This window comes from Mycolicibacterium nivoides (genome assembly GCF_003855255.1).
GTDB lineage: Bacteria > Actinomycetota > Actinomycetes > Mycobacteriales > Mycobacteriaceae > Mycobacterium > Mycobacterium nivoides.
Window position 1 is genome coordinate 2,994,901 of sequence record NZ_CP034072.1, and the last position, 20,138, is coordinate 3,015,038.

Genomic DNA, 20,138 nt, shown 5'->3' on the forward strand with positions numbered 1-20,138 from the left:
GTTATCTGGGGTCAGATTCTGATGTTTACTGTTGTTCCCGCTGAGGCGATCTGATCTAGTCGGGCCTGATCGGAAACAGGTTAGGCTGTTGGTGTTTCCGGTTAGGGGTTGGTTGGTGCGTTCTGGTTGACGCGACGATTCAGGAGCCCATCATTCCGCGGCCGCCCATCATCGGGCCCATCATGGCGGGCATGCCGTCGGTGACGAAGCCGGTGACTTCGTGTGCGTGGGCGCGGATGGTGTTGGTGAGCTCGGGGTCGGAGGAGGTCTCGGTGGCGATAACTCCGTTAGGTGTCAGTGTGATTCGCCGCTGGTAGTCGGTTGCATGGCGGAACAGGGTGGGCAGGCTTTGACTCATGCAGCTCACTTCGGCGCCTTGGTCGAGATGCTGATACATCGAGGAGACGTGGGCGTGCAGTTGCGCGACGAGATCGGGGGCGTCGGATTCGGTGGTGGTACGGATGCCTCCGGGGATGTTTTCCACGGTGCGGCGCAGTTCGGTGTGGCGGGCGAACATGGTCATGTAGCGATCCATGTCGGTGCCGGAGACTCCGCCCATCATGCCGGGACCGTTGGCGTTCCCGGTGGGCATGCGAATACTGTTGGTGCGCAACAGGTATCCCAGTGCGGCGATCGCCCCTGCCCCACTGAGTAGGGCAAGTGCGGCGCGTCTGGTGAATTCGGTCATGTGCGGCTGCTTTCGTGATGGTGTCCCGCTCGGACCCCTTGGCTGCAGGGCAGGTCAGGTGGCAGGGGTTTTGTGGGCGACGACGCGTTCGACGAGGCCGAGTGTGAACCGCTCACGATGGTCGATCGCGAGGTCGGTCGCGGCCCGCAGGTGCTCTAGGGGGCGACGTAGGAAGTGTTCGCCGCCGAGGGGAATGGTGAATAGTTCGAGGCCCCGCTGCACGGCTCGGACTGGGGCGGTGCTGCTGCGGATGTGGTCGACGAGGATGAGTTTTCCGCCGGGGCGCAGGACTCGGGTCATTTCGGTGAGGGCTTGGGTGTGGTCGGGGATGGCGCAGAGCCCGAAGGTGCAGACGACGGTGTCGAAGCTGGCATCGTCGAACGGCAGGTGATGCGCGTCGGCTTGTTGCAGGGTGGCGGGGTGACCGAGGTCGGCGGCGCGTTGGCGGGCGATGTCGAGCATCTGCTGGCTCCAGTCGATCCCGGTCAGGGTGACGTTCTCGGGGTAGAAGGCAAGGTTGAGTCCGGTGCCGATCGCGACCTCCAGGACGTCGCCGGTGGCTTGGCTGCAGACCCATTGGCGGGAGTCGCCGAACAGGTGGCGGTCGAAGAACCCGATCTCACGGTCATAGGTGCGAGATTTCTTGTCCCAGTACCGGTTCCAGCGGGCGGTGCGATCATCGGTGGGCATGGTTCACCTCGCGTCGGCGGTCAGACGGTCAGGCGGCGTCCGATGTAGGGAACGAACCGGCCGACAGCCCCACAGTAGTCCCGGTAGGCCTGGCCGTGGATGGTGTTGAGGTAGGGCTCTTCGACCACTCGTACCTGCAGTTCGATCGTGGCCCACAAGACGGCGAAGGCGGCCAGGGCAAGCGGGTTTGGGGTGATCAGGGTGATGCCGGCGGCGAAGATCAGCATGGCGGTGAAGATGGGGTTGCGTACCAGCGCGAACACGCCGTGGCGCACCAATGTGGTTGTTTCGCTGGGGTCCACTCCGATGCGCCACGATGGGCCCATGTCGCGTTGGGCGTGGACGGTGGCGGCGATCCCGGCGACGGCCAGCACTATGCCGGTGGTCTGGATCCACGGCGCATCAAGCACGGCCATCGGGGTGAGGATGTCGAGCAGTTGCAGCAGGGGCGCGGCCGCCCCGGCGAGGATGGCGGCGATGAATCCGACACCGGCCAACCATTGCAGCGACCCGGGCCGACCGTGGATGCCGCGGAATCCGGTGGATCCGGTGTGGCGGTATTGGGTCCAACTGCGCCAGCCGAACCCTAAGACGGCAAAGATCACGTAGAAGATGAGCGCGGTGGCGGGCATGGGTGAAACCTCCTGGCCGGGACTGGGATAGGTGCCGATGTGGAGATGGGCGTTAAAGCCGATGGACGTGGGACGGCGCGGTTAGTTCTCGGCGAGCGCTTGATCAAGGGCCTTGGCGAGGTCTTCATAGCTGTGCGGTTGGATGCGGGTGCCGTTGAGGAAAAACGTCGGCGTGCCCTGCACCCCCAAGGCCCGGCCGTCGGCCATGTCGAGCCGGATGCGCTCCAGCGTGGCGGGATCGGCGTAGGCCGCGTCGAAAGCGGCCATATCCAGGCCGAGTTCTGCTGCGAATCCACGGAATACGTCATCGGCCGGGGTTTGCTTTTCACCCCACTGAGCCTGGGTGTCATACATTTTGCGATACACCGCCTCCAGCTGGCCCTGCTGGGCGGCGGCTTCCACGGCCCGGGCGGCCCGCTCGGCGTTGACGTGCGCTGGCAGCGGGAAGTGGCGGATCACGAAATTCACCCGGTCCCCGTATTCAGCCCGCAACTTTTCGATCTCCGGGTAAACCGCGCGGCAACCCTCACATTCGAAGTCGAGAAACTCCACGAACGTCACCTTGCTCTCAGGCACCGAGTTGAGCCGGTGACTGTTCTCCCGCACCACCTGCCCGATCTCGCTGGTATCGGACTGCGCTGGGGCGGTCGAGTCACGGTCGCGCACCGACAGGTAGACCAGCGCACCGATCGCCATCGCGGCGATGACGAACGCGGTGAGCAACATGCGGCTGGCGCGCGCCATTCAGATACCTCTTTCGTGGGATCGGCGGCTATATCGCATGGCATCGATGTTGGCGAGGTTGACCGATCAATAGCATTGGACGCTATCATCGTTATGTGGCGATGAAAAGTGGTTCGGTCGATCCCGCGGTGTGCGGGAATGTGGATGCGGCGACGGCGTTGTTTCACAGCCTCTCGGATGCGACCCGGTTGGCGATCCTGCGCCGCCTGGCGGGTGGTGAGGCCCGGGTGGTGGATCTGACGGGCGAGTTGGGGTTGGCGCAGTCGACGGTGTCGGCGCATCTGGCCTGCCTGCGTGACTGCGGGTTGGTGGATTTCCGGCCGCAGGGCCGCGCCTCGGTGTATCGGCTGGCCCGCCCGGAGCTGCTGGAGATGTTGCGCGCGGCCGAGGCGGTGCTGGAGGCCACCGGCAACGCGGTGGCGTTGTGCCCCAACTACGGCCTCCCCGATCAGCGGAAGAAGGTTGCTCGATGAGTGAGGCGTGTGGCTGCGGCAGCGACGAACGTAGCGACGACGAGCACGAACCCGAACGGCTCTGGGAGATCACCGAACTGCGCGCCGCCGCGGTGGCGGGTGTGGTGCTGCTGGCCGGGTATGTGGTCGGCGGGGCCGGCGGGCCCCGCCCGGTCGAAATCGGGTTGTATGCGCTGGCGTTGGCGATCGGGGCCTACACGTTCGTGCCCTCGACGCTGCGCCGGCTGACCCAAGGCAAGATCGGGGTCGGCACGCTGATGACGATCGCCGCGGTCGGCGCAGTGATCCTCGGCGAGGTCGGCGAGGCCGCCATGCTGGCGTTCCTGTTCTCCATCAGCGAAGGTCTCGAAGAATACTCGCTGGCCCGCACCCGCCGCGGCCTGCGCGCCCTGTTGTCGCTGGTGCCCGATGAGGCCACCGTCCTGCGCGACGGCGCCGAAACCATCATCCCGCCAAGCGAATTGCGGGTGGGTGACCGGATGCTGGTCAAACCCGGTGAACGCGTCGCCACCGACGGGGTCATCGTCTCAGGCCGTACCGCGCTGGATGTTTCGGCGATCACCGGCGAATCCGTGCCGGTGGAGGCCGGGCCCGGTGATGAGGTGTTCGCCGGGTCGATCAACGGCACCGGGGTGCTCGAGGTCGAGGTCACCAGCAGCGCCGCCGACAACTCGCTGGCCCGCATTGTGGCCATCGTGGAGGCCGAGCAGTCCCGCAAGGGCGAAGCCCAGCGCCTGGCCGACCGCATCGCCAAACCCCTGGTCCCGACGATCATGATCGCCGGCGTCCTCATCGCGGCCATCGGCAGCGTGTTGGGTGATCCGCTGGTGTGGATCGAACGCGCCCTGGTGGTGCTGGTGGCGGCCTCCCCATGCGCGCTGGCGATCTCGGTGCCGGTCACCGTGGTCGCCGCGATCGGCGCGGCCAGCAAGCTCGGCGTCCTGGTCAAGGGCGGCGCGGCGCTGGAAGCCCTGGGCGCGGTCCGCACCGTGGCGCTGGATAAGACCGGCACATTGACTGCCAACAAGCCCACCGTCATCGACGTCGCCACCACCAACGGCGCCACCCGCGAGCATGTGCTGGAGGTCGCGGCGGCGTTGGAGGCCCGCAGCGAACACCCCCTGGCTGCAGCGATCCTCGCCGCCGCCGAGGGCCCGGTCCGACCCGCCGAGGAGGTGGAGGCGGTCACCGGCGCCGGCCTCACCGGGTATCGCGACGGCCGCCGGTTGCGGCTCGGTCGGCCCGGCTGGCTCGATCCCGGCCCGCTGGCCGAACAGGTCGCCAAGATGCAGGCCGCCGGGGCGACCGCGGTGCTGGTCGAAGACAACGGTCAGGTCATTGGGGCGGTCGCGGTGCGTGACGAACTACGGCCCGAAGCCGCCCGGGTCGTCGAGGCGTTACGCCGTGGGGGTTATCAGGTGGCGATGCTGACCGGTGACAACCAAGCGACCGCGACCGCCCTGGCCAAGCAGGTGGGGATCGATACGGTGCATGCTGATCTGCGGCCCGAAGACAAGGCCGCGCTGATTAGTCAACTGCGCCAACATTCCTCGACGGCCATGGTCGGTGACGGCGTCAACGACGCCCCCGCCCTGGCCACCGCAGACCTCGGCATCGCCATGGGCGCAATGGGCACCGACGTGGCGATCGAAACCGCCGACGTCGCCCTCATGGGTGAAGACCTGCGCCACCTCACCCAAGCCTTCGCCCACGCCCGCCGTGCCCGGCGCATCATGCTGCAAAACGTCGGCCTCTCACTGGGCCTGATCACGGTACTCATTCCGCTCGCCCTCACCGGGATGCTGGGGTTGGCCGCGGTCGTCGCCGTGCACGAACTCGCCGAAATCGTCGTCATCGCCAACGGGGTCCGCGCCGGACGCACCAAACCCCTCCGGGGCGCCATCATCGAAACCGGAACCGACTCCCACCGGCTGGCACACACCCGCACCCAGGAAACCACGACAGCCAGTTGAACTCGGGGCGCAACAGGATCACGTCACAGCCAAGAGGGGTCGGCCGAGCAACGGGGTGAAACCCCGGATCGATCAGGTCAACGGTGTCGCACTCCGCAGCGCCGCCAGCACGCGATCCCTGGTCGGAAGGTCCAATCGGCATGCATCAGCTGCCAACTCAGTGCCCGGCTTCATGATATCCACACCATCAACGAGCACCGTCGGCGATGGATATGCACCGACCCTTTCCACCACCACATCGTCAGCGATACCCACCTCAGACAGACACTCGGCGAGCAAGCGCCGAGCCGCCGCCGCATTCGGACACCCCGGGCTCGTGAGAAGCTCCACACGCATACATCCAGCTTCGCTCAACCCGCGCGAGTTCTGCACGCCTCCAGGCGGGGCCAACTGACACCGCCCAGGCGGAGCCAATTTAGGTTGACATAGGCACGGTGCACGAAATCGTCGTCATCGCCAACGGTGTGCGCGCCGGACGCACCACACCACTGGCCGCTGGTGCCACGACCGAAGCGCCGACGGCGGCTGCAACGCACACATAGGCCCACCACCAGTGGTGGCGCTGCTGGCTGACGCTGGCCTGACCGCTCAGCGGGCGCTATGCGCGAAGCCAGTCCCATGCGGGTTCGAGTTGATCGCGTGGAAACGTCTTCAGTTGACCGCGGATGAGCAGTGCCGCGGGTATTTTGACGCACCATTCTTCCCATTTCGGGGCGCCCAGCATGGCGATCTTGTCGAAGTGACGTCGATGTTTGAGGTCGAAGATCGTGTTGGCCCAGGCCGCGGGAAGGGTCCAGCCTTCAAAGGATTCGTCGATCAGGATCAGCACCCGCAACGTGGTGTACTGCTCCAGAAGGGAGTCGATTCGTGGGCCGAGCACGTCGCGGTAGGTTTGCCGGTTCAGCTTGCCGCTGAACCGGATTCCGACGACATTGCCGGTGCTGCAGGACAGGAACTCGATCACAGCATGCCCCTCCTGGGGAAGTGTCAGTGCGCGCGTGGGCCGTACATGATCACGGCGACGCCGGCCAGGCAGACCAGGGCGCCGATGATGTCCCAGCGGTCGGGTCGAAACCCGTCCAGCGCCATGCCCCAGGCCAGTGAGCCGGCGACGAACACGCCGCCGTAGGCGGCCAGGATCCGGCCGAAATGCGCATCCGGCTGCAGGGTGGCGACAAACCCGTAGATTCCGAGTGCGATGACGCCGAGCCCGGCCCATAGCCAGCCGCGTTGCTCGCGCACACCTTGCCAGATCAGCCACGCGCCTCCGATTTCGGCGACCGCGGCCAACACGAACAACAGGATTGAACGGATCACCATGGTGATGACCCTAGGAGACCTGGCCGGGCACTGGGGCCGCTGCCGGCTGTGATCGTCGGCACCGGCAACTGGTGTTCGTGTTCGGACGAGTGCACTGGCAGGTGTCGGCTCCGCGTCGGCGGTAGGCGCGGATCTGTGACACGACCACCCCGACGACTCCGACGGCGATGAGCGCGAATCCGAGTGGCTCTAGCCACCGGGAACCGACGAGCAGCATGCCACCGCCGGCGATGCCGGCCGCGGCCAGCAGTGGCACGACCACACAGCAGCCCACACATGCCAGCGCCCCGACGCCGATCGATGCCCACCACGCCTTGCGGGCGCGGTCGTCAGCAGCAGCCACCGGTGCCGCCTTTCGTCTCGTTGTCGGGTTCTGCGGTGAATGGTAGTGGGCAGCAGGGGCTTTCGGCGCAGGCGAGGAGGTCGTCACAGCCCGCGGCGAGCGCAGCACGCAGCGTGTCGCGCACGGCGGTAAGTTCGGCGAGCTTCTGGTCGACCTCGGCCAGTTTGGTGGCCGCCCGGGTGTGTAGTCCGGCCTCGGAGCGGCTACCGAGTCGGGTGGCGGCCAACAGGTCGGCGACTTCGTCGAGGGTGAAGCCCAACCGTTGCGCGGCCTTGATCACCCGCATCATGGTCACGGTTTCCGGTGGGTATAGGCGGTGTCCACCCAGTGATCGCTGCGGCTGGCGCAGCAGGCCGCGTCGCTCGTAGTAGCGCAGCGTCTCGGTGTTGACCCCGGCTGCGGCCGCGACCTGCCCGCTGCGCAATCCGCTGTCGCTCACCGTGTCTGCCCCGTCGTCATGTCACCGATCCGCTGTGCGAGGGCGTCGAGCACGTCGGTGTGCGACGGGGGAACGCCGATGCTTATCACCACATCCGAACCGGCCGTGTCGAAGTCGAAGCGGAAAAACGAGCAGCAGCCGACTTCGCGTGCCGCCAGGTCGCGGGCAGCGGCCTCGGCGTCGGCGGCCAGCACAAGATCCAACCGTGTGGCACTCACCCGTACCGACCGCAGCACCGATTGACCGAATAGCCCGTCGAACTCGGCCACCCGCAACGGCCGATCAACCGTGGGTAACGAGCACGAATCGGGCACCCAACCCGTAGTTTCCTCGCTGGCCATACGTCGACGATAAACCCGTACCTAGGTACGGAATGCAACCCTCAATCGGTGGCGAACGGCAGCGGGGTGGCCCTCAACCGTCTCGGCGGTCGGATTGTGTTGACTGGCCGGCGGGTGGTGCGGCCGCGGTGGACAAGTTGGCGGCCAGGGCCTGGACGCGCGTGGTGATGTCGTCGCGGATGATTCGCATGCGGTCGATGCCGTCGATGCCGCGCAGGGAGGGTTCGTCGGTGTCCCACCGTTGGATGGTGGTGCCGGGATGGTCCTCGAGTTGGGCTTGGGTGCCGACGATGACGACCAGATCGGCCTCGTCGAGCATCTGCTCGGTGAGTTGGGTGGGCTGATGGTCGCTGATGTCGACGCCGACTTCGGCCAATGCCTGCACCGATTGTTGGTTGACTGCACCCTTGGCGTGGGTGCCCGCCGAGGTCACGCGGATGTGCGGGCCGGCGATCTGCCGCATGAGCCCGGCGGCCATCACCGACTTGCCGGCGTTACTGACGCAGACGAACAACACGGATCTGTCGGCCATATCGGTGTTTTCCTTGGGTTTTCGCGATTAGCGGGTGATGGGCACGTTCAGATCGGTCAGGAGTCGGTGGATGCGTTCTTCGATGTCGTCGCGGATCGGGCGGACCGCGTCGAGGCCTTGGCCGGCGGGGTCGGGGAGTTCCCAGTTTTCGTAGCGTTTTCCGGGGAAGATGGGGCAGGCGTCGCCGCAGCCCATGGTGATGACGACGTCGGCGGCTTGCACGATTTCGTCGGTCCAGGGTTTGGGGTATTCGCCGGTGATGTCGATCCCGACTTCGTGCATGGCCTCGATGGCGGCGGGGTTGATCTCGTTGCCGGGTTCTGACCCTCCGGACCAGGCGATCGCGTTGTCGCCGGCCAGGTGGGTGAAGAAGCCGAGGGCCATCTGGGAGCGGCCGGCGTTGTGGGTGCATAGGAACAGGACGGTCGGTTTGCCGTCGCTGATCTTGCCTTCCACCCGGGCCAGGGCGTGGAGGCGCTGGCGGGCGAACCGTTCGGCCAGCAGCGGCAGGAAGTTGGGAATGGTGGCGCGGCCGGCGAACTGGTCGTAGGACGAGCAGAGGAACCGTTCGATGGTTTCGGTGCCGAAGGTGCCGTCGAACTCGCCGTGCAGACGGCTCGCCGCGGTTTTCAGGGCGAGTTGTTGGTCGATGGAGAGGTCGTGGCGCAGTTGGTGGGTGACGGGGCTGTCAGTCATCGGCTGGTTCCGTTCTCGTCGTCGAGCCGGTGGGCAGGTGTTGGGAGGTGTGGTGGCTGAACCGATTACGTAGCGCCAGCGAGACGTAGACCAATCCGACCAGGACCGGGACTTCGATGAGCGGGCCGACGACCCCGGCCAGCGCTTGGCCGGAGGTGGCGCCGTAGGTGGCGATCGCCACGGCGATGGCCAGTTCGAAGTTGTTGCCGGCGGCGGTGAACGCCAGGGTGGTGGTGCGCTCATAACCCAGATCCAACAGCGTGCCGAGCAGGTAGCCCCCGCCCCACATGACGGCGAAGTACGCCAACAGAGGTAGGGCGATGCGGGCGACGTCCCAGGGTTGGTGGGTGATCTGATCGCCTTGCAGGGCAAAGAGAATCACGATGGTGAACAGCAGACCGTAGAGGGCCCATGGGCCGATCGTCGGTAGGAACTTGGCCTCATACCAGTCGCGGCCCTTGGTTTTCTCGCCGATGCGGCGGGACAGGTAGCCGGCCAATAGCGGGATGCCGAGGAAGATGAGTACGGATTTGGCGATCTGCCACGGTGAGGTGTCGATGGTGGTTTGTTCCAGGCCGAGCCAGCCGGGCAACACCGACAAGTAGAACCAGCCCAGCACGGCGAACATGATGACTTGGAAGATCGAGTTGAGCGCGACGAGGACGGCGGCGGCTTCGCGGTCTCCGCAGGCCAGGTCGTTCCAGATGATGACCATGGCGATGCAGCGGGCCAGTCCGACGATGATCAGGCCGGTGCGGTATTCGGGCAGGTCGGGCAGTAGCAGCCAGGCGAGTGCGAACATCAGCGCGGGTCCGAGCACCCAGTTCAGGACCAGTGAGGAGAGCAGGAGTTTGCGGTCGCCGGTGACGGTGTCGAGGCGGTCGTAGCGGACTTTCGCCAGCACCGGATACATCATGATCAACAGGCCCAGGGCGATCGGCAGCGAAATCCCGTCGATCTGAACCTTTTCCAGAGCGGTGTTCAGGCCGGGGATCCAGCGGCCCAGCAGCAGCCCTGCGACCATGGCCGCGCCGATCCATAAGGGCAGGAACCGGTCGAGGGTGGAGAGCTTGCCGACGACCGCTGGAGGGGATGTGGTGGTGTCGGTCATGCCGATACTCCCGCCACGGTGTGGGCGGTGGTCGCGCCGAGGAGCACGGCCAGGCTGGCCAGCGCTTCGGGCACCACGGCGTAATACACCCACGACGCCCGGCGCTGCGAGGTCAGCAATCCAGCGTCCCGCAGCACTTTGAGGTGATGGCTGATGGTCGGCTGGGAGACTTCCAGCCCGGGTGAGATGTCACAGACGCAGGCCTCGCCGCCGGCGTGGCTGGCGATCGCCGAGAACAGCTGCAGCCGCACCGGATCGGCCAGCGCCTTGAGCTTGACCGCCATATCCGCCGCCACCGCCGCCGATATGGGTTCGTGCAGCAGGGCGCCCGGAGGGCAACACACTTGATCGGCCAACATCTCCCGGGACTTCGACATACATCGATATTGACAGCTATCGAATCAGATGGCAAATGAACGTCAGGTGAAGATGAGCTGGGCCGCGTGGAAGTCGAAATGGCGCCCTGGGTAGCGGTAGACGTCTTCGAGCGTCATGTAATCGGAGAAGAACGGATCCCATCCCGGCGGGAAGTGCATGCCGCGGCGCAGGGAGTCGTCGGTTTCTCGGGCGAGTCGTTGTTGCAGCGCGGCGATGACCCGGTCGAGTTTGGCGCCCATCCTGACCCGGTTGTAAACCAGGGCGGCGGCACACGATCCGTAGTAGTTGACGTGATGAAACGGCGTGGTCGCGGCGTTGAGCACCCGGGCGTAGGTGACGCTGACGCGGTCAGGCAGTCGGCCCATCACCCGCACCAGGGGCAGCAGTCGCTGCACGACCATGTAGCCGAACACCATGTGGAACAGCAATTGCTCGTTGGTCCAACGGGTTCCGCGCGTCGGGGCGCCCCAGTCGTCGGGACCGGCGGCCGCCAGTAGCTGGTGAAACGTGACACGCGCGCGCTCCAGATCGGCAGCGATGGCGTCGCGGTCCATGCCCCGATCATGCGCCTACCGCGGCCCGTGTGGCCACGGCCGCGGCAGGTCGCGAACGGTCGGCTAGCAGCAGGATGCTGCGGCTTGATCTGACTCCTTGGATGCGCCGCCGCAGCACACATCACCGTCACCCTCACTGGATTCGTCGAGGTGCTGTGGGCTGGCGCCGAATGTGTCGGAGTCGGCCAGCACGGTGTAGACCTCCCATTTCTCCCCGGCCGGGCCGGTCACCCAGACCTTGTCCTGGGTGGCGAAGCAACAGGTGGTGCCGATCTCCTCGTCGGTGAACAGCCCCTCGCCGGTCAGCCGGGCGATCTCGGCATGGACGGCTTCCCTGGACTCCACCTCGACGCCGAGGTGGTTGATGGTGCCGCCCTTACCGGGGTTTTCCAGCAGCACCAGCTTCAGCGGCGGCTCGGTGACGGCGAAGTTGGCATAGCCCGGCTTCACCTTCGCCGGAGTGGTGTTGAACAGCTTGGAGTAGAACGTGATCGCCTCATCGAGATCATCAACATTGAGGGCGAGTTGAACACGGGACATAATCCGCCTCCTCTAGGGCTGAGACATATATCGAATTGACGCGTCGACCTCAGGATGCCACCTTTTTGATATATGTCAAGATTGGTGGCAGGATGGGGTCATGCCCAAAGCGCTGCCCGTGATCGACATGTCCGCGCCGGTATGCTGCGCCCCGGTAGCCGCGGGCCCGATCAGCGACGACGACGCCCTGGCGGTGGCGATGCGCCTGAAGGCGCTCGCCGACCCGATGCGGGTCAAAATCATGTCTCTACTGTTCAGTTCGCGCCCCGGCGAGGAGACCAGCGGGGAACTGGCCGGGGCGCTCGACTTGAGCGAATCCACCGTCAGCCACCACCTGGGCCAACTCCGCAAAGCCGGGCTGGTGATCTCCGACCGTCGCGGCATGAACGTCTTTCACCGCGTCAAACCCGAAGCGCTCCAAGCACTCTGCGTGGTGCTCGACCCCGACTGCTGCACTTAGCCGACAGGTGAGCTGGACACCGTCGCCGCGCGCGCGGGTCAGCTGGGATGCTCCGGAATGACCGCCCCACGGTGAGATGATCAGGTGATCTGTTCGTGAAGGGTGTCGAGTTGGCCGTAGAGCAGCTCGATCGTTGATTGTTGTTCTGCCACGGTGGCTTTGAGTGCGGCGATCTCTTTGTCTTTGGCGGCGAGCCGGTGGCGCAGCGCAGCGTCGATGCTGGTTTCGCGGCCGGCCGGTGCTGGCTGGCGGGCGGCGGGGCGGTCGCGGTACTGCTTGATGAGGGCCACCAGGTCGTCGTGTTTGTAGATGGTCTTGCGGGACACCTTGGCGCGGCGGGACACGGTGGAGAAGTTGATGTCGGCGTTGGTCTTGCGCAGGTAGGCGATCGCTTTTTCGACGGCACGCCGCTTCTCATCGCTGCGGCCGTCGCGGTATTCGGCCAGCGCATTCAGTGCTTTCTGGGTGGGTGGCGGCGGCTTGGGGCGACTCATCGCGGCGTGTCCGGGTCAGCCTTGCGCAACACTGATTCGTGGCTTCCGCGGGCAGCAGTCTGCATCGTGGGTGCCCGGTTGGCGGTACCCGCACCGGCGACGCTGTTTGCGCCGTCATCGGTCACGTCGTCGCGGTGGAGCCGGTCGAGGATGGCGTCCAGGGAGGCGATTTCGCGTCGACGCTCATGGATCCACACGTTGTCGTCGGTGAGCTCGCGCCCGGTGCGGGCACGGTACTGTTCGCGGCGGACGTCGATCAGTTTCAGGGTCCTGGCGCGTTGGTCGACCAGTTCGTCGAGGTGGGTGGCGTCGGTGGCGAAATGCCCGCATGACAAGCAGGCGTTGCCTTTGTCGCAGGTGGCTACCGGTGGCAGCAGGCATACCCCGTTGGGCAGCACCCGGTCGGTGCGGGCCGAGAGCTGGGTCATGTCGTAGATGTCGGACGGGCTGATGGTGATATCGGTGCCATGGGCGCCGATCTTTTTGTGCCGCAGGAACTCCGCTTCGGCGGTCGCTTGCAGGGTGGCGGCATAGCGCAGGGTCATCGCCGGGGAGGCGTGTCCGAGATAGCGCTGCACCACATGGATCGGGACGCCGTCGTTGAGCAGCTCGGTGGCCCGGGTGTGGCGCAGCCGGTGGGTCTGGGAGAACCGCAGCGGGTGGCCGGCGGTGTCGGTGAGACCGTGGATGTTGTCGAGCCGATTGAGGATCCGGCTGTAGGAGTCATAGCTGCGTGGTCGTTGGCCCTGGTGCTGGTAGCGCACCCCGAGGAACAGGTACTTCGTCTCCAAATCCGGGTAACGCCGCCGGATCCAGTCTTGCTGTTCGCTGATCACGTTGACCACGGCCTGCTCGACCAGAATGGTGGGCACCACCCCGTCGACTTTGGTCTGCTGGTAACGCAGTTTGGCCACGAACCCATCGGGAACGTCGGTGGCTCCCGCGGGGCGGTCATGCCCCGGGATCGGCTGCAGCGGGTCGAAATCGAGCATCAGAATCTCCGAGGCCCGGCGCCCGGTCAACGCTTGCAGCAGCCAGATCCGGGCCGCTTGCGGATCGCCGAGACCAGCCACGACCGAGATGGTGGAATCGGGATGGGTGATGACCACCGGTTTGCCCGCATCGGCGGCCAGCACGTCGAGATAGCACAGCATCCGCTGCAGCTCGGCGGTCGAAAACCAGGTCAGCTCCCGGCCGCCGGTAGGGCGTCGGCTGCGAAACGCCGCACCCCACAACCGGGTATGGGTGTCGGTCAACCGGCTCCAGCGAGGATCTCCGGTCGCTGCCGCGGCTTCCTCGGCATGGTCCACCATGAACGTGTAGAACATCTGAATCTTGGACTGGACGACCGCGATCGTCGCCGCCGACAGCGGACGCTCCGGTTTGGCCCGCGCGGCAGGTGATTTGAGGTATTCGGTGAACTCGGTGAACACCAGCCGCAGCGCCGCCCGGTCGGTGCTGATCACCGGATCATCGATCCCGCGTTCGACCAAGAATGGACCCAGATGGCGGGTGATGCCGCGGGTGCGGCCGATCACCGACGACCAGCGCAGCAGTTCAGCCGTCAAACAGGTGCGCAGCCAGAACCGCACCCCTTCACGCAGCCAGACCGGTTCGATCCCTCCGAGGCGGGCAACCTGGTCATGGCAGGGTTCGTGCTCACGCTGCGGGATGCGGGGATCAGCGTCCAGATCCCAGATGTCATGAGCCCACCATGGCCGGTCGGTGCAGCGGACCGACACGTACAGGTGCAGGTGCTCGATGAAACTGGCCACGTTGCGCCGAAACCCGGCCGAGGGCAGCCGACCGGTGCGGCGCTCGAACTCGCGTACCCCGTGACGCACGATGGCCTCGGCGCTCAGATCAGCGACACTGACCGGGTAACGCCGGTGCCGTTGGTGGTAGTCGGCGGCGGCGATGCTCAGTGCACCGCTGGTCCATTTCAGCAGCGACGGTTCGATCTTGCGACGTTCTTCGTGTCCACACAGCCACACCCACCACGCGAGCTCCTCGCACAACCGTTGCGGCACACCCTGCGGGGTGAAGTCGTGGCCGTCCGGGGTGGGCCGGTAGCGCGGGTTGCGCTGAAAGACCGTGTTGGCCGGGCCGGTATCCAGGTGATAGACCAGCCTGCGCCACTGCGGCGGCACTTGTTGCCACTGCTGTGTCCACCGATCCCCGGCGGCACCGCGCGTCGGTGGGGTATGCGCTGGTGCAGGACTGTCATTGCCCGTCACGGTTCACCTTCCACCCAGCGACATAGTTCTTCCATTCGGCCAGCGTGCGCATCTCGGCGTCGGCGGTCACCCACCCGTAGGTCGACAACGTGGTCTGCACGTCGGCGTGACCGAGACGACGCATCACCACATGCACATCCACCCCAGCCAGCAACAACGCGGTGGCGTGGGTGTGGCGCAGCCAGTGCGGCGTCCACTGCTCAGGCAGCACGCCGGTTCGGCGCGCGGTGATCAGATCCACCTTGTCGTAGATGGTTTCCGGTCGCAGCGGGGCATAGCGCACGCCTCGCACCAGGTTGACAAACACGAAACACGACGCCAGATCGCCGACCGTGACATCCGCGCCGGCGGCCACCAACTGCCACACGTACTCGGTGTAGAGGGCGACCAGATCGTCGCCGATGTAAATCCGGCGCGGGCCCGATTTCGCGCGCACCCCGTGCGGATGATCATCACGGCCCGCCACCATCACCGATGGGGTACCGCCACCGGCAATATCAAAATCACTGTGGCGCAACGACAACGCCTCACCGAGCCGCATCCCGGTTTCGGCCAACACCGCGAAGAACAACCGGTCACGCAGCCCCGCCCCGCCGCCCGACCATTCACCCGAGACCGTCTGGACACTGCACGCATCCAAGATGGCGTTGACCTGCACCGGCAGCAGCACCGGTGTTTCGGCGCGCTGCAGGCCGCGGAGCCGGTGAATCGGCCCGTCCTGCTCGCGTTTCGGGCCGACCCCGGCCAGAAACGGTGCATAGCGGCCCCGCCGGGACGTACGAGCATGACTGGCGTACAACCGCCGGTAGGGGCGCACCAGGTCATGGGCATTGGCGAAATACCGGTACATCGACAACACCGCCGCACTGCGCGGCAGCAGCGAGGATTCGGCCAATCTCTGCTCCGGTTCACCGATACGGGCCACCCCAGGCAGATCCCCGGTGCGCAGATAAGCCAGGAACTGGCCAAACAGACTGGTGGGGAAGTCATCCCACGCGGTACCGGTACCCTCCAGCACCGTCCACCACGCCGCCAGCCCATAGGCATAGGCGCGCAGCGTGTTCGGTGAGCCCCCTTGGTTGCGCAGAAACGTCAGGTACTCGCGCGCCGGGGCCACGGGCAGCTTGTCGACGCCGACCACCGTGTAGGTGGGTGGCCGGTCCTCAAAGCGCACCCGCTGCACCTGTGCCACCGTCAGCCGCACCCCACCACATTCACGATGGCCTGCCCTTACGGAAATCGTCCAACCGGATCACCTGGGAGCCGCCATCGGCCGGTGGGGCCGCGGTGCGGCCATGGCCGACACTGGCCGCGACCGGATTATGCTCGGCCGCCGGCGCCGGCCGCTGCGTGGCCAAAAACCAATCCAGCACATCAGCGGGATAGATCATCGAATCCCGGGCGCTCAGCATCCGCACCGACGCGCCGCCGTAGCAGCGCTCCACCCACTTACGCAGCAGCCGGGGCCGCTCCGGGACGCGGTCAGCCCACCCCGGTTCCGTCATACCCCACGTGTGCCCGGTATCCGGGTTGATCCGTGAATGCAGCTGGGTGGTCAACATTTTCGCCCGATCCGGCGCGATCAGCCCCGAATCCCGCAGATGCATGATCAACGACCCCAACGACAGACCCCACTTGGCTTTGAGCGGACGCAGATTCAACAGCGACATCACCCGCGGCAACTCACCGGCGATGACCCCTGCCGGGGCCAACAACTCGGTCGCGAACCGGTTTGCCTCCAACTCGTCGGCGGCACTGACCGAGCAATAGGCGTGACTGTGCAACACCAAATGACCGAGCTCATGGGCGACCGTGAACCGGGTCCGCTCCCACGAGTCGCTATCCCTCAACACCAGCAGCGGCCGGTCCCGTAACCGGCCCACCCAACTCGAATACCCCAAATGCCGCTCATCACGAGAACGCCCACCGGTAGCGGCGAATTCGCTTTCCCATTCACCGGCGACCCGGCGCCGGACAATCACCGGAGCACCCAGCCGCTCGGCCTCATACATCAAATCGTCAAGCGGCTCATCGGGTTCCAGTCCCATCGCCTCACGCAGACGTGCTGCGGCCACCGTGATCGAACTGTGTGCCAGCTCATCGGGACTGACCGTCGGAACCTTCACCGGAGGCAGCTTCGACCGGCCATCGAGCTCACCGAGAAAATCGCCTGCCAACGACGCGAACGTCGCCAGAAACTCCTGCTCACCCAACGTCATTGACTTCGGCGCCCGAAACAGCAACTCGTTCGCGGTGATCCGTGTCCGCGGCTCCGAGCTGAAAAACGCTGCAGGAAACCGGAACAACCCCGCCAGCAACGCAACATCGCCGTCGTCGAGCCGCACCGTCAGCGACTTCTCAATCTGGGACTGCCGTGACGTACTCCAGCCTGTGGCTTCCACCACCGACCGTGCCGTCATCCGCCTCAACAACCGGGCCTGCCGGACCCGTGCACCAAAAACCTCAATCATCGTGCGCTCAATTCAACGTCACCGGGTTGGGAAACCCACATGCACCCAACACTGTGCACGATGGCTACGACGATTTCGGCGGACCGTCCTCCTCGTCCTGATCGCTCGCAGCGTCCTCGTCGACCTCGGCGAAGTCGTCGTCGCGGCGCCGTGTCCCGAAAGTCCCCGGTCCCGCGCCCTCCCGACGGCTCCCGCCGAGACCAACATTGAATGAGCGGTCCTCCATGATCGGCGGCGGCAACGGTGTCCGACCGTAAAGAACCTCCACATTGTCGAGGAGTAGTCCCGCCGCGAGGACCGCGCCGCCGAAAAACCCGCGACCGTCCGGCCACCACAACAGGTATTCCCGATACTTCTGCGGCTCGGGAATACCCTCTTCGCCACCGATCGGGTGACCCAGCACCTCCTCGATGCTGTACTGCTCCCCACCCGGCACAAACGGCACAGTCTCGATCAGCTGACCAGTCCGCCGATTGCGCGGATGCTTGCGCACATAAATCCGCGAGCCCTTCCCGTCGAGCAGAAGAACTCCCATCCCGTTGCCCGCCTTGACTTTTAGAGTCGAATCGGGAGTCTCCCGCCGTAACCGCGATAGCAGAAACGTTTCCAACACCGAGCACGACACCGTGATCGGTCGCACATTGCTGCCCTGATCGACAAAACGATCTGGGACTTCCGGATGCCGCGCAGCCAGATCCCCATGCGCCTCGCCCAAAACCTGAGCATGCTGCCGGACGAGTTCCTCCACCAACTGCTGAGGATCGTCGTGTAGTTCCATGGGGTAAACATTTACCCCGGTATCCCACACTCAACCTCGCGCCACGCCGCTGCCGGTCGGCAAAATTTTGGCTGCTCATACCTAATAGGTTACATGTATGCGTGGATAAAACTGCACTTCAACACACCTTTAAGGCGTGTTTTGAGAATTTAACGCCTGATAACGCCGCAACCGCAGCGCAGCACCGGCAGCGCGCACTTGTTCCTGGTGTTCGGCGGATTCGCACTGGCCCTTCTGGTCGGCGGCCTCGTCACGGCCTACCTGACGTTCAGCGATACCGACGCGGCAGACCCCGATACCGATACCCACACGGTCACCGACAGCCAGTCGACGACCATCCGGCAGACCACGATCAACGGCGTGCCCCTGCCCGGATCCGTTGCACCGACCGAAGTTCCGGCGGGAGAGACGGTGATCGTCTCGGGGATCAACGAGCACAGGACTGTCGAATGCCGGGACAACACCGTGATCGTCAGCGGCATCCAGAACGAGCTGGAGATCACCGGCCACTGCATCGCCGTGACCGTGTCGGGCGTCGAGAACGTCATCACCGTCGAATCCGTCGAGACCATCGGGGTATCCGGATTCGACAACCGGGTCACCTACCGCGCAGGCGAACCCGACGTGAGCAAATCAGGTCAGTCCAACGTGGTCGAGCAGGGCTGACCGGATTCGGCCACGGGCTCCGGGCACCCGAGGAACTCGCACAACAGCGCGACCAGTGGAGCCGGATTGTCTTCGGGAACCCAGGCATAGGAGTCGTCGACGTATTCCAGCGTGGCCCGGGGTAGCGTCCGGGCCAGCCGGGCCGCCCCCTCGGCGGGGAAGTACCGCTCCTCCCGCGGCCAGACCACCAGGGCAGGCCGGTCGTAGTTGGCCAGCCGGGGTGAGTACTCCGCCAGGTACGCCGGCGACAACCCGCCCAGGAAGCGTTGGAAATCCTTACGCACCAACGGATCACTGCGCAGCGGCCGGAGATACTCCGCCATGATGTCGGCCGGGATGGGGCGTTTGGTCGCGCCGCCATAGGTGATCCGGAGCCGTTGCACGGGCTTCAGCCCGATGGCCTTCGACTGCACCAGCCCGGCCCCGGGTAGCGAGGCCAGCCGGGACAGCACCTTGACCGGCCACGGATCGGAGTCGAACGCGTTGGTCGCGACGAGCACCAGCGCCTCGACCCGCCGCGGGTAGCATGCGGCGACCACCTGGGCGATGTCGCCGCCATAGCCGTTGCCGACCAGGACCGCCTCCTCGATGCCGAGCGCGTCGAGCAGATCGATGACGGTCCGGGCCAGACCGGGCAGGCTGAGATCGGCGTCCGGGACCGCCGGGGTGTGTGATCCCAGGGCAAGATCTGGTGCGATACAGCGGATCTGGTCACCGAACCGGGCGTCGAGGCCGTCGACCACATGACGCCAGACCAGCCCGTTGGCCACCAGGCCGTGCAGTAGCACGACGGGCCGGCCGTTGCCGTGTTCACGTACCCCGACCCAGCCGCTGGGCAGCTGGACCATCCGCCGGGAGCTGAGCATGTTCATGTTCGTCCTCTCGCCGTGAGCTTCGGGACATAAATCAATACAGACTGTATGGAAACACATGAACCGCCGAACAGCAATACATACAGCTTGTTAAAATTCCCTGATGAGCGATGACCCCCGCGACGGCCGCGAACAGCGCAGTGAGGCGACCCGGTCCGCGCTGGTCGCCGCGGCCCGCTCACTGTTCGTCGAACGCGGCTATGCAGCCGTTTCCACGGGCGACATCGCGCGCGTCGCCGCCGTCACCCGCAACGCGCTGTACTACCACTTCCCCACCAAGGAGGCGGTGTTCCGGGCGGTCTACGAGAACGTGGAAGGCGAACTGGCCGAGCGGGTTCTGCCGGCAGCCCTGGCCCACGACACCAGCCGAGCGCAGCTCGAGGCCGGGATCGAAGAATTCCTGGACGGCTGCCTCGACCCCACCGTCGCCCGCATCAGTGTGCTGCAGGCGCCGGCGGCACTGGGATTCGCGCAGATGCGCGAGATCGACAATCGCAACTACCTCGGCGCCCTGCGCGACGGCATCCGCAGCGCCATCGACGCCGGGGAACTCCCAGACCTTCCCGCGGACACCCTCGCGTCGATGATCATCGGGGCGCTGGACGAGGCGGCCCTGCTGATCGCGACCGCCGACGACCCGGCCGCGGCCCGCCACGACGCCGGCCTGGTGGCACAAGCCCTGGTCGACGGGCTCTTCGTGGGCTGA

General features: G+C 65.7%; 26 protein-coding genes. 5 read left to right on the forward strand and 21 right to left on the reverse strand.

The annotated features are described in order from the left end of the window. Positions 1 to 139: 139 nt before the first annotated feature. The 4 genes from EH231_RS14285 to EH231_RS14300 all read right to left on the reverse strand — a co-directional run bounded on the left by EH231_RS14285 (position 140) and on the right by EH231_RS14300 (position 2,754). Positions 140 to 688: a hypothetical protein gene (locus EH231_RS14285; protein WP_036432564.1), complete on the reverse strand. Its 549-nt coding sequence runs from the start codon at positions 686 to 688 to the stop codon at positions 140 to 142. A 54-nt stretch (positions 689 to 742) separates the two neighbouring features. Further along, positions 743 to 1,378 (reverse strand): class I SAM-dependent methyltransferase, encoded by a 636-nt coding sequence (locus EH231_RS14290; protein ID WP_036432566.1) that lies wholly within the window; start codon positions 1,376 to 1,378, stop codon positions 743 to 745. 20 nt (positions 1,379 to 1,398) lie between these two features. Then, complete coding sequence (locus EH231_RS14295; protein WP_036432568.1) at positions 1,399 to 2,010, reverse strand: methyltransferase family protein; 612 nt, start codon at positions 2,008 to 2,010, stop codon at positions 1,399 to 1,401. Between the two features lie 81 nt (positions 2,011 to 2,091). Then, entirely contained in the window at positions 2,092 to 2,754 is a 663-nt protein-coding gene (locus tag EH231_RS14300; protein WP_036432571.1) for a DsbA family protein, read from the reverse strand. 101 nt (positions 2,755 to 2,855) lie between these two features. On the opposite strand from EH231_RS14300, the gene EH231_RS14305 reads away from it, so the two are divergent. Then, positions 2,856 to 3,227, forward strand: a complete 372-nt coding sequence (locus EH231_RS14305) for an ArsR/SmtB family transcription factor (RefSeq protein WP_047036712.1) — start codon at positions 2,856 to 2,858, stop codon at positions 3,225 to 3,227. Then, complete coding sequence (locus tag EH231_RS14310; protein ID WP_036432573.1) at positions 3,224 to 5,200, forward strand: heavy metal translocating P-type ATPase; 1,977 nt, start codon at positions 3,224 to 3,226, stop codon at positions 5,198 to 5,200. Before EH231_RS14305 ends, EH231_RS14310 begins: the two co-directional genes overlap by 4 nt. Before the next feature lie 598 nt (positions 5,201 to 5,798). Here EH231_RS14310 and EH231_RS14320 read toward each other — a convergent pair. The 11 genes from EH231_RS14320 to EH231_RS14370 form a co-directional block, all read right to left on the reverse strand. Next, entirely contained in the window at positions 5,799 to 6,164 is a 366-nt protein-coding gene (locus EH231_RS14320; protein WP_036432576.1) for a SpoIIAA family protein, read from the reverse strand. A 23-nt stretch (positions 6,165 to 6,187) separates the two neighbouring features. After that, positions 6,188 to 6,520: a YnfA family protein gene (locus EH231_RS14325; protein ID WP_036432578.1), complete on the reverse strand. Its 333-nt coding sequence runs from the start codon at positions 6,518 to 6,520 to the stop codon at positions 6,188 to 6,190. 10 nt (positions 6,521 to 6,530) lie between these two features. Beyond that, complete coding sequence (locus EH231_RS14330) at positions 6,531 to 6,863, reverse strand: hypothetical protein (protein ID WP_036432580.1); 333 nt, start codon at positions 6,861 to 6,863, stop codon at positions 6,531 to 6,533. Beyond that, positions 6,850 to 7,302, reverse strand: coding sequence for a MerR family transcriptional regulator (locus EH231_RS14335; protein WP_036432581.1), 453 nt, complete (start codon positions 7,300 to 7,302; stop codon positions 6,850 to 6,852). The genes EH231_RS14330 and EH231_RS14335 overlap by 14 nt, the downstream gene beginning before the upstream one ends. After that, entirely contained in the window at positions 7,299 to 7,643 is a 345-nt protein-coding gene (locus EH231_RS14340) for a hypothetical protein (RefSeq protein WP_036432584.1), read from the reverse strand. Before EH231_RS14340 ends, EH231_RS14335 begins: the two co-directional genes overlap by 4 nt. A 73-nt stretch (positions 7,644 to 7,716) precedes the next feature. Continuing rightward, positions 7,717 to 8,175 (reverse strand): arsenate-mycothiol transferase ArsC, encoded by a 459-nt coding sequence (locus tag EH231_RS14345; RefSeq protein ID WP_036432587.1) that lies wholly within the window; start codon positions 8,173 to 8,175, stop codon positions 7,717 to 7,719. A 27-nt stretch (positions 8,176 to 8,202) separates the two neighbouring features. Then, the gene (locus tag EH231_RS14350; RefSeq protein WP_036432590.1) at positions 8,203 to 8,871 is read right to left on the reverse strand and encodes an arsenate reductase ArsC; all 669 of its coding nucleotides are present in this window, start codon (positions 8,869 to 8,871) and stop codon (positions 8,203 to 8,205) included. Then, on the reverse strand, positions 8,864 to 9,982 hold the full coding sequence (gene arsB, locus EH231_RS14355; protein ID WP_036432593.1) for an ACR3 family arsenite efflux transporter: 1,119 nt from the start codon (positions 9,980 to 9,982) through the stop codon (positions 8,864 to 8,866). Before arsB ends, EH231_RS14350 begins: the two co-directional genes overlap by 8 nt. Next, positions 9,979 to 10,359, reverse strand: coding sequence for an ArsR/SmtB family transcription factor (locus tag EH231_RS14360; protein WP_064873926.1), 381 nt, complete (start codon positions 10,357 to 10,359; stop codon positions 9,979 to 9,981). The genes arsB and EH231_RS14360 overlap by 4 nt, the downstream gene beginning before the upstream one ends. Positions 10,360 to 10,401: 42 nt before the next feature. Continuing rightward, on the reverse strand, positions 10,402 to 10,914 hold the full coding sequence (locus tag EH231_RS14365) for a DinB family protein (protein ID WP_036432600.1): 513 nt from the start codon (positions 10,912 to 10,914) through the stop codon (positions 10,402 to 10,404). 63 nt (positions 10,915 to 10,977) lie between these two features. Further along, positions 10,978 to 11,454 carry an ArsI/CadI family heavy metal resistance metalloenzyme gene (locus EH231_RS14370; RefSeq protein ID WP_036432603.1) on the reverse strand — a complete coding sequence of 159 codons (477 nt, stop codon included), beginning with the start codon at positions 11,452 to 11,454 and terminating at the stop codon, positions 10,978 to 10,980. Between the two features lie 100 nt (positions 11,455 to 11,554). Between EH231_RS14370 and EH231_RS14375 the strand changes: the two genes are divergently transcribed. Continuing rightward, a complete protein-coding gene (locus tag EH231_RS14375) occupies positions 11,555 to 11,914 on the forward strand; it encodes an Rv2640c family ArsR-like transcriptional regulator (protein WP_036432606.1) in 360 nt (119 codons plus the stop codon). Positions 11,915 to 11,994: 80 nt separating this feature from the next. Here the strand turns inward: EH231_RS14375 and EH231_RS14380 are convergent, their stop codons facing one another. The 5 genes from EH231_RS14380 to EH231_RS14400 all read right to left on the reverse strand — a co-directional run bounded on the left by EH231_RS14380 (position 11,995) and on the right by EH231_RS14400 (position 17,894). After that, positions 11,995 to 12,408 carry a DUF6262 family protein gene (locus tag EH231_RS14380; RefSeq protein WP_036432609.1) on the reverse strand — a complete coding sequence of 138 codons (414 nt, stop codon included), beginning with the start codon at positions 12,406 to 12,408 and terminating at the stop codon, positions 11,995 to 11,997. Continuing rightward, complete coding sequence (locus EH231_RS14385) at positions 12,405 to 14,645, reverse strand: tyrosine-type recombinase/integrase (RefSeq protein WP_072279042.1); 2,241 nt, start codon at positions 14,643 to 14,645, stop codon at positions 12,405 to 12,407. Before EH231_RS14385 ends, EH231_RS14380 begins: the two co-directional genes overlap by 4 nt. Further along, entirely contained in the window at positions 14,632 to 15,837 is a 1,206-nt protein-coding gene (locus EH231_RS14390; protein WP_036435507.1) for a tyrosine-type recombinase/integrase, read from the reverse strand. The genes EH231_RS14385 and EH231_RS14390 overlap by 14 nt, the downstream gene beginning before the upstream one ends. 22 nt (positions 15,838 to 15,859) lie before the next feature. After that, positions 15,860 to 17,116 carry a helix-turn-helix domain-containing protein gene (locus tag EH231_RS14395; protein WP_070930154.1) on the reverse strand — a complete coding sequence of 419 codons (1,257 nt, stop codon included), beginning with the start codon at positions 17,114 to 17,116 and terminating at the stop codon, positions 15,860 to 15,862. A gap of 64 nt (positions 17,117 to 17,180) precedes the next feature. After that, a complete protein-coding gene (locus EH231_RS14400; RefSeq protein WP_049234150.1) occupies positions 17,181 to 17,894 on the reverse strand; it encodes a hypothetical protein in 714 nt (237 codons plus the stop codon). 207 nt (positions 17,895 to 18,101) lie between these two features. On the opposite strand from EH231_RS14400, the gene EH231_RS14405 reads away from it, so the two are divergent. After that, positions 18,102 to 18,560: a DUF3060 domain-containing protein gene (locus EH231_RS14405; protein ID WP_164480890.1), complete on the forward strand. Its 459-nt coding sequence runs from the start codon at positions 18,102 to 18,104 to the stop codon at positions 18,558 to 18,560. On the opposite strand, the gene EH231_RS14410 is transcribed toward EH231_RS14405, so the two are convergent. Next, on the reverse strand, positions 18,533 to 19,432 hold the full coding sequence (locus EH231_RS14410) for an alpha/beta fold hydrolase (RefSeq protein ID WP_164480891.1): 900 nt from the start codon (positions 19,430 to 19,432) through the stop codon (positions 18,533 to 18,535). The two genes, EH231_RS14405 and EH231_RS14410, sit on opposite strands and share 28 nt — an antisense overlap. Positions 19,433 to 19,535: 103 nt before the next feature. Here EH231_RS14410 and EH231_RS14415 point away from each other — a divergent pair, with 103 nt between their 5' ends. Then, positions 19,536 to 20,138, forward strand: coding sequence for a TetR/AcrR family transcriptional regulator (locus EH231_RS14415; RefSeq protein WP_090427719.1), 603 nt, complete (start codon positions 19,536 to 19,538; stop codon positions 20,136 to 20,138).

Coding starts and splice junctions, on each gene's coding strand:
- EH231_RS14340 (WP_036432584.1), bottom strand. CDS start 7,643: ATGGCCAGCGAGGAAACTACGGGTTGGGTGCCCGATTCGTGCTCGTTA.
- EH231_RS14325 (WP_036432578.1), bottom strand. CDS start 6,520: ATGGTGATCCGTTCAATCCTGTTGTTCGTGTTGGCCGCGGTCGCCGAA.
- EH231_RS14370 (WP_036432603.1), bottom strand. CDS start 11,454: ATGTCCCGTGTTCAACTCGCCCTCAATGTTGATGATCTCGATGAGGCG.
- arsB (WP_036432593.1), bottom strand. CDS start 9,982: ATGACCGACACCACCACATCCCCTCCAGCGGTCGTCGGCAAGCTCTCC.
- EH231_RS14380 (WP_036432609.1), bottom strand. CDS start 12,408: ATGAGTCGCCCCAAGCCGCCGCCACCCACCCAGAAAGCACTGAATGCG.
- EH231_RS14415 (WP_090427719.1), top strand. CDS start 19,536: ATGAGCGATGACCCCCGCGACGGCCGCGAACAGCGCAGTGAGGCGACC.
- EH231_RS14350 (WP_036432590.1), bottom strand. CDS start 8,871: ATGACTGACAGCCCCGTCACCCACCAACTGCGCCACGACCTCTCCATC.
- EH231_RS14360 (WP_064873926.1), bottom strand. CDS start 10,359: ATGTCGAAGTCCCGGGAGATGTTGGCCGATCAAGTGTGTTGCCCTCCG.
- EH231_RS14305 (WP_047036712.1), top strand. CDS start 2,856: ATGAAAAGTGGTTCGGTCGATCCCGCGGTGTGCGGGAATGTGGATGCG.
- EH231_RS14410 (WP_164480891.1), bottom strand. CDS start 19,432: ATGAACATGCTCAGCTCCCGGCGGATGGTCCAGCTGCCCAGCGGCTGG.
- EH231_RS14285 (WP_036432564.1), bottom strand. CDS start 688: ATGACCGAATTCACCAGACGCGCCGCACTTGCCCTACTCAGTGGGGCA.
- EH231_RS14400 (WP_049234150.1), bottom strand. CDS start 17,894: ATGGAACTACACGACGATCCTCAGCAGTTGGTGGAGGAACTCGTCCGG.
- EH231_RS14345 (WP_036432587.1), bottom strand. CDS start 8,175: ATGGCCGACAGATCCGTGTTGTTCGTCTGCGTCAGTAACGCCGGCAAG.
- EH231_RS14300 (WP_036432571.1), bottom strand. CDS start 2,754: ATGGCGCGCGCCAGCCGCATGTTGCTCACCGCGTTCGTCATCGCCGCG.
- EH231_RS14310 (WP_036432573.1), top strand. CDS start 3,224: ATGAGTGAGGCGTGTGGCTGCGGCAGCGACGAACGTAGCGACGACGAG.
- EH231_RS14375 (WP_036432606.1), top strand. CDS start 11,555: ATGCCCAAAGCGCTGCCCGTGATCGACATGTCCGCGCCGGTATGCTGC.
- EH231_RS14295 (WP_036432568.1), bottom strand. CDS start 2,010: ATGCCCGCCACCGCGCTCATCTTCTACGTGATCTTTGCCGTCTTAGGG.
- EH231_RS14290 (WP_036432566.1), bottom strand. CDS start 1,378: ATGCCCACCGATGATCGCACCGCCCGCTGGAACCGGTACTGGGACAAG.
- EH231_RS14365 (WP_036432600.1), bottom strand. CDS start 10,914: ATGGACCGCGACGCCATCGCTGCCGATCTGGAGCGCGCGCGTGTCACG.
- EH231_RS14395 (WP_070930154.1), bottom strand. CDS start 17,116: ATGATTGAGGTTTTTGGTGCACGGGTCCGGCAGGCCCGGTTGTTGAGG.